This is a genomic window from Neolewinella marina (assembly GCF_002631205.1).
GTDB classification, from domain to species: Bacteria; Bacteroidota; Bacteroidia; order Chitinophagales; family Saprospiraceae; genus Neolewinella; species Neolewinella marina.
In genome coordinates, this window is sequence record NZ_PDLO01000001.1 from 561,525 (window position 1) to 575,479 (window position 13,955).

Annotated in this window: 14 protein-coding genes; 9 read left to right on the forward strand and 5 right to left on the reverse strand. The window is 63.7% G+C overall.

The genetic code is table 11. The features are described from left to right. Positions 1–7 precede the first annotated feature (7 nt). From CGL56_RS02190 to CGL56_RS02200, 3 genes are all read right to left on the reverse strand, one after another. The gene (locus tag CGL56_RS02190) at positions 8–1,024 is read right to left on the reverse strand and encodes an LLM class flavin-dependent oxidoreductase (protein WP_099105503.1); all 1,017 of its coding nucleotides are present in this window, start codon (positions 1,022–1,024) and stop codon (positions 8–10) included. Positions 1,025–1,123: 99 nt separating this feature from the next. Next, positions 1,124–1,882 carry a bestrophin-like domain gene (locus CGL56_RS02195; protein ID WP_099104856.1) on the reverse strand — a complete coding sequence of 253 codons (759 nt, stop codon included), beginning with the start codon at positions 1,880–1,882 and terminating at the stop codon, positions 1,124–1,126. Between the two features lie 21 nt (positions 1,883–1,903). Next, positions 1,904–2,662 (reverse strand): bestrophin-like domain, encoded by a 759-nt coding sequence (locus tag CGL56_RS02200; protein ID WP_099104857.1) that lies wholly within the window; start codon positions 2,660–2,662, stop codon positions 1,904–1,906. A gap of 153 nt (positions 2,663–2,815) precedes the next feature. On the opposite strand from CGL56_RS02200, the gene CGL56_RS02205 reads away from it, so the two are divergent. Beyond that, the gene (locus CGL56_RS02205) at positions 2,816–3,550 is read left to right on the forward strand and encodes a DUF3891 family protein (RefSeq protein ID WP_099104858.1); all 735 of its coding nucleotides are present in this window, start codon (positions 2,816–2,818) and stop codon (positions 3,548–3,550) included. 27 nt (positions 3,551–3,577) lie between these two features. Here CGL56_RS02205 and CGL56_RS02210 read toward each other — a convergent pair whose 3' ends face one another. Next, entirely contained in the window at positions 3,578–4,006 is a 429-nt protein-coding gene (locus tag CGL56_RS02210; RefSeq protein WP_099104859.1) for a Dabb family protein, read from the reverse strand. A 142-nt stretch (positions 4,007–4,148) separates the two neighbouring features. On the opposite strand from CGL56_RS02210, the gene CGL56_RS02215 reads away from it, so the two are divergent. The 4 genes from CGL56_RS02215 (at position 4,149) to CGL56_RS02230 (ending at position 9,710) form a co-directional block, all read left to right on the forward strand. Further along, positions 4,149–6,515 carry a P-loop NTPase family protein gene (locus CGL56_RS02215; RefSeq protein WP_099104860.1) on the forward strand — a complete coding sequence of 789 codons (2,367 nt, stop codon included), beginning with the start codon at positions 4,149–4,151 and terminating at the stop codon, positions 6,513–6,515. Positions 6,516–6,519: 4 nt separating this feature from the next. Next, positions 6,520–7,245, forward strand: coding sequence for a hypothetical protein (locus CGL56_RS02220; protein WP_099104861.1), 726 nt, complete (start codon positions 6,520–6,522; stop codon positions 7,243–7,245). 14 nt (positions 7,246–7,259) lie between these two features. Continuing rightward, entirely contained in the window at positions 7,260–8,582 is a 1,323-nt protein-coding gene (locus CGL56_RS02225; protein WP_099104862.1) for a cation:proton antiporter domain-containing protein, read from the forward strand. A gap of 81 nt (positions 8,583–8,663) precedes the next feature. After that, a complete protein-coding gene (locus tag CGL56_RS02230; RefSeq protein ID WP_099104863.1) occupies positions 8,664–9,710 on the forward strand; it encodes an alpha/beta hydrolase in 1,047 nt (348 codons plus the stop codon). On the opposite strand, the gene murQ is transcribed toward CGL56_RS02230, so the two are convergent. Beyond that, on the reverse strand, positions 9,666–10,463 hold the full coding sequence (murQ, locus tag CGL56_RS02235) for an N-acetylmuramic acid 6-phosphate etherase (protein ID WP_222837657.1): 798 nt from the start codon (positions 10,461–10,463) through the stop codon (positions 9,666–9,668). The genes CGL56_RS02230 and murQ overlap by 45 nt on opposite strands. Positions 10,464–10,647: 184 nt before the next feature. Between murQ and CGL56_RS02240 the strand changes: the two genes are divergently transcribed. From CGL56_RS02240 to CGL56_RS02255, 4 genes are all read left to right on the forward strand, one after another. Beyond that, positions 10,648–11,352 carry an NUDIX hydrolase gene (locus tag CGL56_RS02240; RefSeq protein ID WP_099104864.1) on the forward strand — a complete coding sequence of 235 codons (705 nt, stop codon included), beginning with the start codon at positions 10,648–10,650 and terminating at the stop codon, positions 11,350–11,352. Between the two features lie 297 nt (positions 11,353–11,649). Further along, positions 11,650–12,231, forward strand: a complete 582-nt coding sequence (locus CGL56_RS02245) for a nucleotide exchange factor GrpE (RefSeq protein WP_245183942.1) — start codon at positions 11,650–11,652, stop codon at positions 12,229–12,231. Between the two features lie 44 nt (positions 12,232–12,275). Continuing rightward, a complete protein-coding gene (gene dnaJ, locus CGL56_RS02250) occupies positions 12,276–13,439 on the forward strand; it encodes a molecular chaperone DnaJ (RefSeq protein WP_099104865.1) in 1,164 nt (387 codons plus the stop codon). Then, complete coding sequence (locus CGL56_RS02255) at positions 13,436–13,906, forward strand: gliding motility lipoprotein GldH (RefSeq protein WP_099104866.1); 471 nt, start codon at positions 13,436–13,438, stop codon at positions 13,904–13,906. The genes dnaJ and CGL56_RS02255 overlap by 4 nt, the downstream gene beginning before the upstream one ends. Positions 13,907–13,955: the final 49 nt, after the last annotated feature.

Sequence of the window (13,955 nt, forward strand, 5' to 3'; positions counted from 1 at the left end):
GGATGGCTTAGGCCGCCACCCCCTGCAATACACCGGCCAGCAATTCGTAGGACTTCAACCGGGCCCGGTGGTCGTAGATGTGGGAGACGGCCATGAGCTCATTGACGCCGGTCTGCCGCAGGAAATGCCGCAGGTCCTTGGCCAGCTGCTCCGGGCCGCTGATGAAGGAAACCGACAGCATCTGCTCGACGTATTGCCGCTCGGCCGGCGACCAGAGGTGGTCCATGGAATCGACGGGGGGCTGCATCAGCTGCCGCTTGCCGGTTACCACGCCGAGCATCAGTTGCTGGAGGGTGGTGCCGAGGCGGGTGGCTTCGGCGTCGGTGTCCGCCGCGACCACGTTGACGCAGGCAATAGCGTAGGGCTCCTGCAAGACCGCCGAGGGGCGGAAGTTGTCGCGGTACCGCTTCAGGGCGGCGAACAGCTGGGTGGGCGCAAAATGGCTGGCGAAGGCGTAGGGCAAGCCCAGCAAACCGGCGAGGTAGGCGCTTTCGGTGCTCGAACCCAGGATATAGATCGGAATGTCGAGCCCCTCACCGGGAATGGCGCGCACCGGCGCGTTGCGGTTGTCCGCCGACAGGTAGGCCTGCAACTGCTGGATGTCGCGGGGAAAGTCCTGGCCGGCGTCGAAGCGGACGCCCCGGATGGCGCGGGAGGCCACGGGGTCGGTACCGGGTGCGCGGCCCAGCCCGATATCGATGCGCCCGGGGTAAAGGGTAGCCAGGGTACCCATCTGCTCGGCGACCACCAGCGGCGAATGGTTGGGCAACATGATGCCGCCCGACCCCACGCGGAGGGTGGTGGTGCCGCCGGCCAGGTAGCCGATCAGCACGGGGGGCGCCGAACTCGCTACCCCGGCCATGTTGTGGTGCTCGGATACCCAGAAGCGGGTGTAACCCAGGCGCTCCACGTGCCGCGCCAAATCGAGGCTGTTGCGGAAGGTATCGGCCGGGGTGGTGCCCTCGCCTACGGTAGCCAGATCGAGGACGGAGAAGGGAAGGCGGTTGAGGGGATTTTCAGACATCATGCACTCGGTAAAGGGGGGACACATTCACTTGGGGAAAGGAAGACACTTGCCCCTCGCTTTGGTTGTCTGCTCTCCGTCACGAGCTGCGGCGCCCCCCTACCGCAGGGCCTCCATACTGTCCTGCCGCACCTGGATCACCCCCCGCCGCGGCCGGTCTAGGTCGATGATGATGAAGACCAGCAGACAGATCAACAGGTTCAGGATCAGGGCGGGCACACGGGAGCGGCGCTGCCCCAGTCCGCTGGAGTAGCCAATGAGCCCCCCCGAGGCGATGAAGAAAGTAAACAGCAAGTAGAAGATGGCCGGGGGTACGTGGCGCTGAAGGGCGTCAATGCGGCTGCCGTAGGCGTCAATCATCTCGTTGACGGCGGTGAGGAAGTAGCCCGTCTTCACGGGGTTGGGATTGGCCTCGGCGGCCGCTACCCCGATGTCCCAAATACGCTGCTGCAGGGCAGTAGTCTCCACGTTCAGTGACTTGCGCTCCTCCTTGTGGGTCAGGTCAACGCCCGCGCTGCGGAGGCGCAGTGCGATGTATTCGTCGATGGCACCCTGGGCCTCCTGGTCGTAAGGGGCCGGCAGCAGGGCCGTGCGCAGCTCGGCGGTGCCGATGGCGTTGGCTTCCGCCACCTCGGCACCGGAGCGGACGTCGTAGCGCTGGATCGACATGCTGAAGGTGAAGCCCAGGATCAGGGCGAGCAGACCGAGCACCCCGCCCTGGATGGCCGAGGTCTGCGACTTGACGTCGCTGTCGGAGCGGTCGAGGTAGTGGCCACCGATGCGGAGCCCGATTTCATTGGCGGCAACGATGAGGAGAAAGAGGACGACGGCAATAAGGATGCTGTTCAGGCTGTACATGGCAATGGGTGAGTGAAGGATTTAGCGCAGGGCTTCCATGCTGTCCTGCTTCACCTCGATGATGCCCCGCCGCGGCCGGTCCAGGTCGATGATGATGAAGACCAGCAGACAGATCAGCAGGTTGAGCACCAGAGCGGGCACCCGGGAGCGGCGCTGCCCCAATCCCGTGGAATACCCGATGAGTCCCCCCGTAGCGATGAAGAAAACGAAGAGCAGGTAAAAGATCGCCGGGGGCACGTGGCGGTTGAGCACGTCAAGACGGCGGCCCTGGGCGTCGATCATATCATTGACGGAGGTCAGGAAGTAGCCGCTGCGTACCGGACTGGGGGAAGCATCGGCGGCCGCCACCCCGATGTCCCAGATGCGCTGCTGCAGCTGGCTCGTACGGTCGTTCAGAGCCTTGCGCTCCTCCACCCGGGTGAGGTCCATATGGCTGCTCTCCAGCCGCAGTTCGATGTACTCGTCGATGGCCGCCGCCGCCTGCCCGTGGTAGGGCTCGGGCAACAGGGCGGCCCGCAGTTCGGCGGTACCGATGGCGTTGGCTTCCTCCACCTCGGCGCCGGCCCGGGTATCGTACCGCTGGATCGACATATTGAAGGTGAAGCCCAGGATCAGGGCCAGCATGCCGATGATGCCACCCTGGATGGCCGAGGTCTGCGACTTGACGTCGTTGTCGGATTTATCCCGCGCCCGCTGCCCCAGATACAGGCCCACTACGTCCGCCGCGACAATCAGGACAAAAAGGATCGCGACGATAATCAAACTATTCAGGTGGTACATGCAGCGGTTTTACGGCCACGAATATAGGTTTCCGGTCGACCTGGACAACCATTCATTTTCGGAGACCTCCCCGGGTGGCCCACCGATCAACCAGACCGGTTTCGGGGTTAACCAGGGGAGCCGGCAGCATCGGCTCACTTCATTCCCCACCGTATGCTCGTACGCCCCCACCCCGAGGGATGGCGCATTACCCTCCACCCCGCCCACGGCCTGCTTGCCGCCGACATCTACTCCCACCTGCCGTCCGTCGCGCCCCCCGGGCTGTCCCTCCCTACCCTGCTGGCCGTAGCCCAGCACGACGATCACCAGGTCGATTTTTCGAGTGGTGATTACCTGACCGACCGCGGCGCCCCCAAGGACTTCACCCTGCTGCGCATGGATGAGGCCCAGCGCAGTGAACAGGCCGAAGCGTTACTGGAAGACGCCTACCGCAAACACCTGTGGACCGGACTGCTTATCGGCCGCCACTATGAGCATCTCTACAAGGGTGAATCCGTGGACGCCCGGCTTAAAAAACTGCTTAAGGGCATTGTCGTTAAACGCAAGCAGGTCCTCCAACAACGGGGTTGGCCGGCGGAGCTGCTGGAGACGGTCTACGGCCGGATGAGGTTTTGCGACCGGCTGTCACTCATCCTCTGCGGCGAGGAACTGCCCGCCCAGGGCCGGCGGCTGGAGGTGAACGACGGACTGGGCGAGCCCACCTTCGTCTGCCAGGATCCGGAAACGGAGGAACTGAAGCTCGCCCCCTGGTGCCTGGCCGAAGCGGAAGCCACGGTGTCCGTGGAGTCCTACGTCCTCGACCAACTCACCTACACCAGTGGCTCGGCCCTCGGCGCGGCCCTGGCGAAGGGCCTGCCCGAAGTGCGGGAATGGAAATTCAAAAAGTAACGGGGCCCGGGGGCTGCTACCCGCGGATCAGCGCGTCCAGTAGTCCACCACGAAGACGTCCTTCAGGTGGGGACCCAGGATTTCCCCGAACCGCTGGTGGGCCGGATGGGGCAGGTACACGTCGCGGTCGGCTTCACTGTGGAAGGTGAGGAAGAAGGCGTGGGTGAACCCCTTGTTCAGGCCTTCGGGGCTGTTGTTGATGCCCCATTCGTAGTCGCGGATCTCGGGGATCTGTCCGGGCAGGGCGCTGAAAGCTTGCAGGACGCTGTCGATCTGCTCCGGGGTGGACTCCTCCTTGAAGGAGAAGAAAACGGCGTGGCGCAGCAGGCTGTCGGGTTCAGCCTCGGCGGATGATTCCATACTCGGGGGAGTTTCTACGGCGGGCGGGGGCAGTTCTTCCTGGCAGGCGAAAAAGGTCATCAGCAGGAGGAAGGGGAAAAGCAGAAGGGTACGCATGGCCCGAAAGGTAGGGAATCGGTCCTCAATCTTCCGCCACGGAAGGCCGCTTTCAGGAGAAATATCCGGGGCAAGCCGGGCTTCTCCCCTTTCCCGGCACCTGCGTCCGCGCCCTCTTGTCCGGGGGAACTATATTGCCCCCATGACCGCCGATCTGCCCGTTTCCTTTGCCGCTACCGCCGAGCGCGCCCTGCATGACCTGGACCCCAGCGGTCCCGTAGAGGAGCTGGCCCACCACGCCCGCGAGATGTCCGAAGCCATGGTCGCCCGGGGGGAGGCCTGCCCCGTGGGCGAAGGAGAAGACTATACCGACCTGGAGTGCCGGCTGACCCACTTCGTCTGGGCCGAACGCGCCAAACACTTCCTGCTGCTGTACCGCGACGTGCAGCTCCAGCTCCAGATGGCCGAACTGCGGCGGCAGGAAGGGAAGGCGAGCCAGGCGTCCGTGGAGGACCTGTACCGCCGTTCCCGGGAAACCCTGGCCGAGGCCCTCCGCGACTGGGAGGCCGACCACGAGGCCCGGCGGCAGGCGCTGGAGCGGAACGATAAACAGCGGCGGCGCCAGCTCAACGCCTGGAAGCTGCAGCACAACCCCTGGCCCCTGTACCGCTACCAGCTGCGGGAAATTGCCGGCCAATCCACCTCCCTGGCCGCCGAGTACACGGAGCTGACGAAGCTGGCCGAACGCTTCACCGACCTGCGCAAGCTGCTGCAGCAGATCCTCACCGTGAGCAATGAGCTGACCCAGCGGGCCCAGCAGCGGGCCGAGGAAATCATCGCCTTCATCCGGGAGGGAGATACGGAAGCCGACCGCCCCGGAGTGGTGGCCGCCCGCCTGGAAGACCACGTCAACGAGGAAGCCACCCCCGCCCGCCTGGACCACTACACCAACCGCGTGAACGCCCTGATCGCGGGCTTCGTGGAAAAGCAGCGCGTCACGGTGGGCAGCGAGGGGGGACTGCTGCAGTACAAGGAGGTCAACTTCCGCCGCGCCACCGACCAGTGGGTGAGCGCCGAAGTGATGCCCCTTATCTACGAGCTTTGGGAACTGAGCGAACAGATCAACAACGGCCTCCGGGTGGCGGTGGCCAACGTACGCAACCGCGCCCTGCTGTTGGCCACCGAGATCAAGGCCGGCCAGGAAGTTTCCATCGACAACAACCAGCTGGCCCAGCCGCTGGCCGCCTACCTCACCAAGACCGAGGAGCGCAGCACCCAGTTCGGCGAGTTGCGGCAGCGGCTGCAGAGCCTCATCGAGCGTGACCTGCGACTGACGAGCGTCTACCGCCCCGAGGAGGACTTCCTGCCCTTGCCCCTGCAATCCGGAATCGGGGTATTCACCCGCCGGCAGGGCCGGCTGGTGACCAGCGCCCAGGAATGGCTGCAGCGCCACGCCGCCGGCGTGAGCCGCCTGCTCGGGGCCGCGGCCCGGGAGGAAAAGCTCAGCGTGAGCGAGAAGACGGTCCGCGTGATCCGCCAGCGCAGCCTGCCCCCCGACAACGCCGCCTACACCAACATCCTGATGACGCGGGGCTACATCGGGGAATCCTTCCTCGTGGGCCGGGAAGCCGAAACCGCCCACCTGCGGGAACTGATCCAGAACTGGAAACTCGGTTTTCGCGGAGCCGTGCTGCTGACCGGCAACCGACTGGCGGGTAAAACCCTTTTTGGCGAACTCATCACGAACCGCTTCTTCGCCGGCAAGACCATCCGCCTGCGGCCCCACGCCCCGCTGACGGTGCAGGGGCGGCGTACCCAGACCACGGCCAACCTGCGGGAGGCACTCAACTTCGTGGAGAAATACACCGTCCAGCAGCGCCCCCTGCTGTGGATCGACGACCTGGAAAAATGGGCCGACGGCGACCACACCCTGGCCGCGAACGTGCGGGCGCTCGGGGAGCACATCGACGACTACTCCGGGCGGATCTTCTACCTGGTGTCCACCAGCAACGCCGTCTACCACCACCTGAACCGCTTTCAGGAGCTGGGCCGGGTATTCCAGGCGCGGATCAGCCTCGACAAGTTCTCCCAGGAGGACATGATCCGCGCGGTAAGCATCCGCCACGGGGCCACCCACAAGCTGCTGGTCGACGCCGACGGCGAGCCCGTGAGCGAGGCGGCCTTCGCCAAAATGGTTAAACGCATCTACCGGGCTACCGACGGCAACGTGGGGGAAACCATCAATCGCTGGGCCTACTACACCCGCCGTTACGACGAGGAGCGGGTCACCCAGGCCCGGGGGCGCCGCTACAACCTTCCGGCCTTCCTGTCGCCGGATACCGCTACCCTGCTCACCACCATCCTGCTGGAAAAACAGGTGCGGGACTACCGGCTGCGCAAGCTATTTGGCCCGGCCTACCAGGAGCGTTACGCCAGTATCCTGCAGCGCCTCGTCCGCATCGGCCTGGTGACCCGCCAACCCGACGGCCAGCTGGAAATTACCGAAAGCGTGGTCAACGACATCGGCCGCATGCTCGACGCCGAATCCTACCTCAACCAGTCAAGCTAACCCCATGGACGAATACCTGAACGCCTATTTCAGCTGGGCGGACCTGATCCTGGCCGCGGCAATCCTTTACGGCGTCTACGCCCTGCTGTCGCTGCTGCGCGACCGCCTGGAGCGGGTGCGGCGCACCCAGGGCGTGCGTGCCCGGGCGCACCGCGTCATTGCCACCTTCCTGCTCTACTACGAGCCCATCACGGTACTGCTGCTGGCTACCATCTTCGTGTTCATCAACCCGGTGCTCCACGGCGTTATCCTGATCCTGCTGGTGGCCGCCGGTTTCGGACGGTTGCGCGACTACCTCAGTGGGCGCATCATTCTCGGCACTCCCCTTATCGCCGTGGGCAAGCGGATGCAGGCCGATCAGTCCACCGGCGTGATCAGCCGCATCAACCGCATCGGCCTTTACCTCCAGACGGGGGAAGGCCTCCACTTCGTCAACTACTCCACCCTCCTGACGAACGGCTACAGCCTCATCACCGGCAAGGACATTGGCGGTTACTACCAGCTCCACCTCTCGCCGACCGAAAAAAGGGAACGCCCCCTCACCGAACTTATGGACCGCCTCACCTCCACGCCCTACCTCGACCGCGGTTTCCGCCCCGAGGTATCCCACCCGGAACCGGGCTCGCCCGACATCCAGGTCCGCCTGTCCGTCCGGGAGGAAAAGCACCTCTCCGAACTCCTTGCCCTCCTCCAGGAATGGGGTTACCCCGCCACCATCGCCCAGCGTTAAGCCCCCCCCCCACCATGCAATCCGTAGATCCCTACCTGCTCATCATTGAAGCCTCGGTCATCATCATCCTGTCGTTTTTCTTCGGGGAGGTGTCCAAGCGTACGAATATTCCTTCCGTGCTGATGCTCATCGTCCTGGGCATCCTGATCAAGCTCGGCCTCGACGCCTTCGGCTTCGGCAACCTCAATTTCTTTCCCATCCTGGAGATCCTGGGCATCATCGGCCTGATCATGATCGTACTGGAGGCCGCCCTGGAACTGAAACTCGAGCGCGACAAATACCTGGCCATCGGCAAGGCCCTGGTGGTAGCGCTCATCGGACTGATGGCGTCCACCTGGGTGGCGGCCATCATCCTGGAGCGCTTCATCGACGGCATGTCCACCCAGAGCGCCTGGCTGTACGCTACCCCCCTGTCGATCCTCTCGAGTGCCATCATCATCCCCAGCGTCACCGGGCTGAAGGGCAGCAAGCGGGAGTTCCACATTTACGAAAGCACCTTCTCCGACATCCTCGGCATCATGCTCTTCTACTTCCTCACCAGCCAGCTGCCGATCTCCGAGGCCGCGGGCGAAACCCTGGACGTGGTGGAGCATACGGGGGGCGGACTGGCCTTCGCCGGCAACGTGGTACTCACCATCGTGCTGTCGCTCGTGGCCAGCTACGCCATCGTGCTCATCTTCCAGAACATCAAGAGCCACGTCAAGCTCTTCCTGCTGATCGCCGTACTGCTGCTGCTGTATGCAGTGGGCAAGCGGCTTCACCTGTCGTCCCTGATCATCATCCTGATCTTCGGACTGCTCATCGCCAACATGCGCCTGTTCTTCCGCGGGCCACTCAAGAAGATGCTCAACTACAAGAAGGCCCTGCACATCTACGAGGGCCTGCACGTGGTCACGGTGGAGACGGCCTTCGTGGTGCGCACCTTCTTCTTCGTCATTTTCGGGGTGACCATTACGCTTTCCTCCCTGCTGAGCGTCGACGTGGCCATCGTCAGCCTGCTGATCATCCTCAGCATCTACCTCATCCGCTTCGTCATCCTGCGCATCTTCATCGGTTCGGACATCCTGCCGCAGCTCTTCGTGGCGCCCCGGGGCCTCATCACCGTGCTGCTCTTCTACGCCATCCCGACCGAGGCCGCCATCGAGAATTTCGAACCGGGCGTGCTGCTCTTCATCATCATCGGTACCAGCCTAATCATGACCCTGGCCATGGTGGTCGACAAGAAGCGCACCACCTCCGCCATCCGCAAGGTTGCGGACGCCCCCGTGGGCTACGAGCGCTGGAAGGCCCCTACCCTGGCCGAAGGCGCGGATGTGGAATCGCCGTCGGGCCACTAGGCGCGGACGCGGGTGCCGGGCAGCCGTTGAAAAGCCGGGCACCCGCCCCTAACATCCGGCCGGATTGGCTGTTCGGACACCGTGACGATCTCCTCCAAAGTTCTCTACGGCGTCGGCACCTTCCTGGTGGTGGCTACCCTGGCCTATTTTCTCGGCCCGACCATAGATCCGCCCACCTATCCGGACAAGCTGCCGGACGTACCTGACGACCTGCGCGCGCTGGAACGACAGGTGAACGCCCGGGAAGCTAAGGCGCCCACCCGCCCCAACAACCAGGCCCGCATCGTCTGGCACGATTCCGTGCCCCGGGTTACGGAGTACGCCTTCGTCTACCTCCACGGCTTTGCTGGGAGCTACCGCGACGGCTACCCCGTGAACGTGAACGTACCTCTGATCTTCGGCGCCAATATCTATTTGTCGCGCTGGTCGGGACACGGGCTGCAAGCCGGAGCTGCGCTGCAAGAATTCACCCCCGAAGACGCCTGGGCGGATGCCCGGGAAGCCCTGGCCATCGGGCGGCGGATCGGCCGCAAGGTCATCCTGATGTCGACTTCAACGGGCGGCACCCTGGCGCTGAAGCTGGCGGCCACCTTCCCGGAAGCAGTACACGCCCTCATCAACATCGGGCCCAACGTGGAGGACGACCAGCCGGGGGCTTCCCTGCTGATGAGCCCCTGGGGGCACGAGCTCGCCCGCCTGGTTTCCCTAGGCAGCAACAAGAAGATCGACCATTCCGAGCCCCGCGCCGCCCAGTACTTCGATACCATCTACCCCTCCGAGGCGCTGGTCAACCTGGAGGTGCTGGTGCAGACGACCATGACGGACGCCACCTTCACCGCGGTGCAGTGCCCGGTGCTGACCGTCTACTACAAGGAGAACTTTCTTCAAAAGGACAACCACGTGGAGGTGAGCCGTTTCCCGGAAGTCCACGACGCCTTCGCCACTCCGGAGGCGGAAAAACTGCTGGTGGCCCTGCCCACCCCGAAGAGCCACTTCGCCGCCAGCGACATCAAGTCAAAGGACTGGATGGCCCCCCAGCGGGTCATCGTGGAATTCTGTACTGATATTCTGGATATGGAGCCCCTACGACCGGTCGAGTACGTCTCTGACGCTGCCCGCCTCCAGTAGCCGCTGCCGGGCTTCCTCGTAGGGCATGCCGGTGGACTCCACAATCATCTTCGTGCCACGGTCGATAAGCTTGGCGTTGCTGAGTTTCATGTCCACCATCCGGTTGTCCTTTACCCGGCCCAGGCGGATCATCACGGTGGTGGTGATCATATTCAGGATCAGCTTCTGGGCGGTACCGGACTTCATGCGGGTGCTGCCCGTCACCACTTCCGGGCCCACCACCGCCACGATGGGGTGGTCGCAGACCTCGGTGACCGGCGCGCCGGGATTGCAGGTTACGCAGCCCGTCAGCAGTCCGGCTTCCCGCGCGCGCCGCAGTCCGCCGATCACGTAGGGGGTAGTACCCGAGGCGGCAATACCCACCAGGGTATCGTCGGCGTTGGGGGCGTAGGCGGCCAGGTCGGCCCAGGCCTGGTTATCGCTGTCCTCGGCCGATTCGACCGAGTCGCGCAGGGCCCGATCACCACCGGCGATCACCCCGATCACCATACCCGGGGGTACCCCGTAGGTCGGAGGGCATTCGCTGGCGTCGAGCACTCCCAGACGACCGCTGGTACCCGCTCCAATGTAGAACAGCCGGCCACCCCGCTCCATGCGCGCCACGATGCCCTCTACCAGCTCGGTCAGGGCGGGGATGCACTCGCCCACCGCGGGGGCCACCTTGCGGTCCTGCTCGTTGATGAAGGTGAGCAACTCCTGGGCGGAGCGGTTTTCCAGGTGGCGGTAGGGTCCGGGCTGTTCGGTGATCTTCACGGCGTAGGCAATTGAGTAAGGTGAATCAGGAAGGACGCAAGGTAAGGTTCCCGCTTTTTCCCGCACGGCACCCGCGCCCCGCGGCGGCAAGAAAAGTTGCAGACGGACGGCATTCCGGAAAAGATGTCCGGAGGAGTCTGGACGGGGCGGCGACTTGGGGTATATTTGCGGAAATATTAAGTGTGTGCAGCCTAAGTCCCATCTAGACAACTATTTCAAGTCCGCTTTTACCGTCGATAACGTCATTTTTGGCTTCGACGAAGGGGAGCTCAAGGTGCTGCTCATTCGCCGTAGTGAAGAGCCCTACGACAACTACTGGGCCCTGCCGGGTTACTTCGTGCGGCAGAACGAGGACCTGGATGAGGCCGCCCAGCGGGTGCTGTGGGAAACCACCGGCCTGCAGAATGTCTACCTGGAGCAACTGCGCACCTTCGGCGCTCCGGCCCGCCACGCCTTTGGCCGCGTCATCACGGTGGCCTACTACAGCCTGGTGAAAATTGCCGACTTTACCCCCCGGGCCGACGGCCTGTCGCGGGAAGTGGCCTGGCACAACCTCCAGGAGGTAGGGGAACTGGCCTTCGATCACGCCCGGATCCTGGAGACGGCCATCGCCCACCTGCAGCAGAGCATCCGCAACCGCCCCGTGGGCTTCGAGCTCCTCCCCCCCGAATTCACCCTGACGGAACTGCAGCACCTCTACGAGGCCATCTGGGGTACCGAGCTGGAGAAGCGGAACTTCCGCAAGAAGATACTCTCGATGCAACTCATCATCCCCCTGGACCGGATGCAGCAGGGCGTCTCCCACCGGCCGGCCCGCCTCTACCGCTTCGATGAGGCCCGCTACCGGGCCCTCACCCAGCAGGGCTTCAACTTTGAAGTACGGGGGTAGGCGCTTGCTTGCGCTTCACTGTCCTGACCAAATTAGAAGTACGAAGCGGGAAGGACAAAGTAGGAAGTACAAAGGTCATGAATAGCTTAGCCCCTCATTTGTCAGCTGCTCTGCCCCGCACTTCGCTCAGCCACGAAGGACAGACGAAAAGTAGCCGTTAGCAACCTACATGGTAAAAATTAACTAGGCGATACGTGACGGGCTGTCGGGAATTGTCGTTATGGCCTGACATAATTACCGCTTGTCCTTGTGGCCCCCTTTTTGCGGCATACCCTAGTGCTAAAATTTTTCAGAAAGATGAGTAAGAACAACGAAGATCAGCCGATCGTGGACGACGAAATGCTGAACCAGAGTGACGCCGCCCCCGAAGAGCAGGTGGTGGACCAGGACCTCAAATCCGATGGCGACCTCCAGGAGGAGCTGCCCGAGCAGGTCGACATCAAGGAGCTGCAGGAGCGGCTGCAGGAAAAAGAAGACCGTTACCTGCGGCTTTACGCCGAATTCGACAACTACAAGCGGCGTACCCAGCGCGAGCGGCTGGAAATGATGGACACCGCCGGCAGCAAGACCATGAAGGCGCTGCTGCCCGTCCTCGACGACTTCGACCGCGCCGCCCAGCTGGCTGAAAAGGACGAGGCCACGGCCGAAATCTGGAACAACGGCATCGGGTTGGTCCGCAAGAAACTCCTCTCCGCCCTGGCGTCCCAGGGACTGAAGCCCATGGAAAGTACGGGCGAGGAGTACAATCCCGACCTCTTCGAGGCCGTTACCGAGGTTCCCCACCCGGAATTGAAAGGAAAGGTGGTCGACACCATCGAACGCGGTTACACCCTCAACGGCCGCATCATTCGCCACGCTAAAGTGGTGGTGGGTAAGTAGCACCACTCCGTGCCACTTTCTCCAACCAATACAAGACAAGCCATATGGCAAGAGATTATTACGAGGTACTCGGTGTAAGCAAGAACGCCGATTCCGATACACTGCGCAAGGCCTACCGCAAGCTGGCCATGAAATACCACCCCGACCGCAACCCCGGTGACGCGGCGGCGGAGGAGAAATTCAAGGAAGCCGCCGAGGCCTACGATGTCCTGAACGACAGCGACAAACGGGCCCGCTATGACCGCTTCGGCCACGCCGGCGTGAACGGACAGGGCGGCTTCGGCGGCGGCCCCGGTGGCATGACCATGGAGGACATCATGGCGCAGTTCGGCGACATGTTCGGCGACGGCGGCGGGGCCTTCGGGTCCTTCTTCGGCGGCGCGGCCGGCGGCGGCGCCCGGCGGCAACCCCGCGGGGAACGCGGCTCCAACCTGCGCATCAAGGTACCCCTGACCCTGGAAGAGATCGCCGAGGGTGTCACCAAGCGCATCAAGGTGAAGCGGCAAAAGGCCTGCGACGTCTGCGACGGCAGCGGAGCCAAGGACGCCGAAAGCGTAGAAACCTGCCGCACCTGTGGCGGCGCCGGGGTCGTACGCCAGGTACGCTCCACCTTCATCGGCCAGATGGCTACCACCACCACCTGCCCCACCTGCTCCGGTACGGGCACCCAGATCAAGGCTACCTGTAACAGCTGTAAGGGCGACGGCCGCGTCTACGGAGAGGACACCATCGAGGTGAACATCCCCGCCGGCGTGGAGGAAGGCATGCAGCTCAGCATGCGCGGCAAAGGCAACGCCGGCCGCCGCGGAGGCCCTCCCGGTGACCTGCTGATCAATGTACAGGAAAAGCCCCACGACGAGCTGCAGCGCGACGGCCAGAAACTGATCTACGACCTCTACCTGAACTTCGCCGACGCGGCCCTGGGCACTTCCGTGGAAGTACCCACCATCGCCGGCCGCGTGAAGATCAAGGTCCCGGCGGGTACCCAATCCGGCAAGATCTTCCGCCTGCGCGGCAAGGGACTGCCCGCCCTGCAGAGCCACAGCCGGGGCGACCAGCTGATCCACGTCAACATCTGGACCCCCAAAAAGCTCACCCGCGAGGAAACCGAGCTGCTGGAACAGATGCGCGGCATGGAGAACTTCGACCCCAAGCTCGAAAAGGGCGACAAGGGCTTTTTCGAGCGCATGAAGGAGTACTTCTCGTGAGCCTGCGGCTGACGACGGGACTCCCCCTTTTGCTCGCGCTGTTGTCCGCTTGCGGGCCCGAGATCACCTTCCAGGAGGAAAGCGATCTCGGCCCCGCGGGCTGGGCCTACGCCGACAGCGTCGCCTTCACTTTCCCGGTAACGGATACTTCCGCCCGCTACGACCTGGTCCTCTCGGTTACCCATACCCAGGACTTCCCCTTTCAGAATTTCTATACCCGGCTCGCTACCCACCTGCCCGACGGCACCGTGCTGACCCAGCCGCTGTCGCTGCAACTGGCCGATACCTTCGGCGACTGGTACGGCGAATGCAGTGGCACGGAATGTACCGCCGACATCTCCCTGCAGACGGGCACCCGTTTTACCCAGCTTGGGGAGCACCGACTCGTGGTGGCCCAGTTCTCCCGCCAGGACCCCCTGGAGGAAGTGACCGGCATCGGCTTCCGCATCGTGAAGCGGGAGGAGTAAGGTGACGGACATTCTGGTCCACCGCCACCAACCCCCGACCCCACCCCGG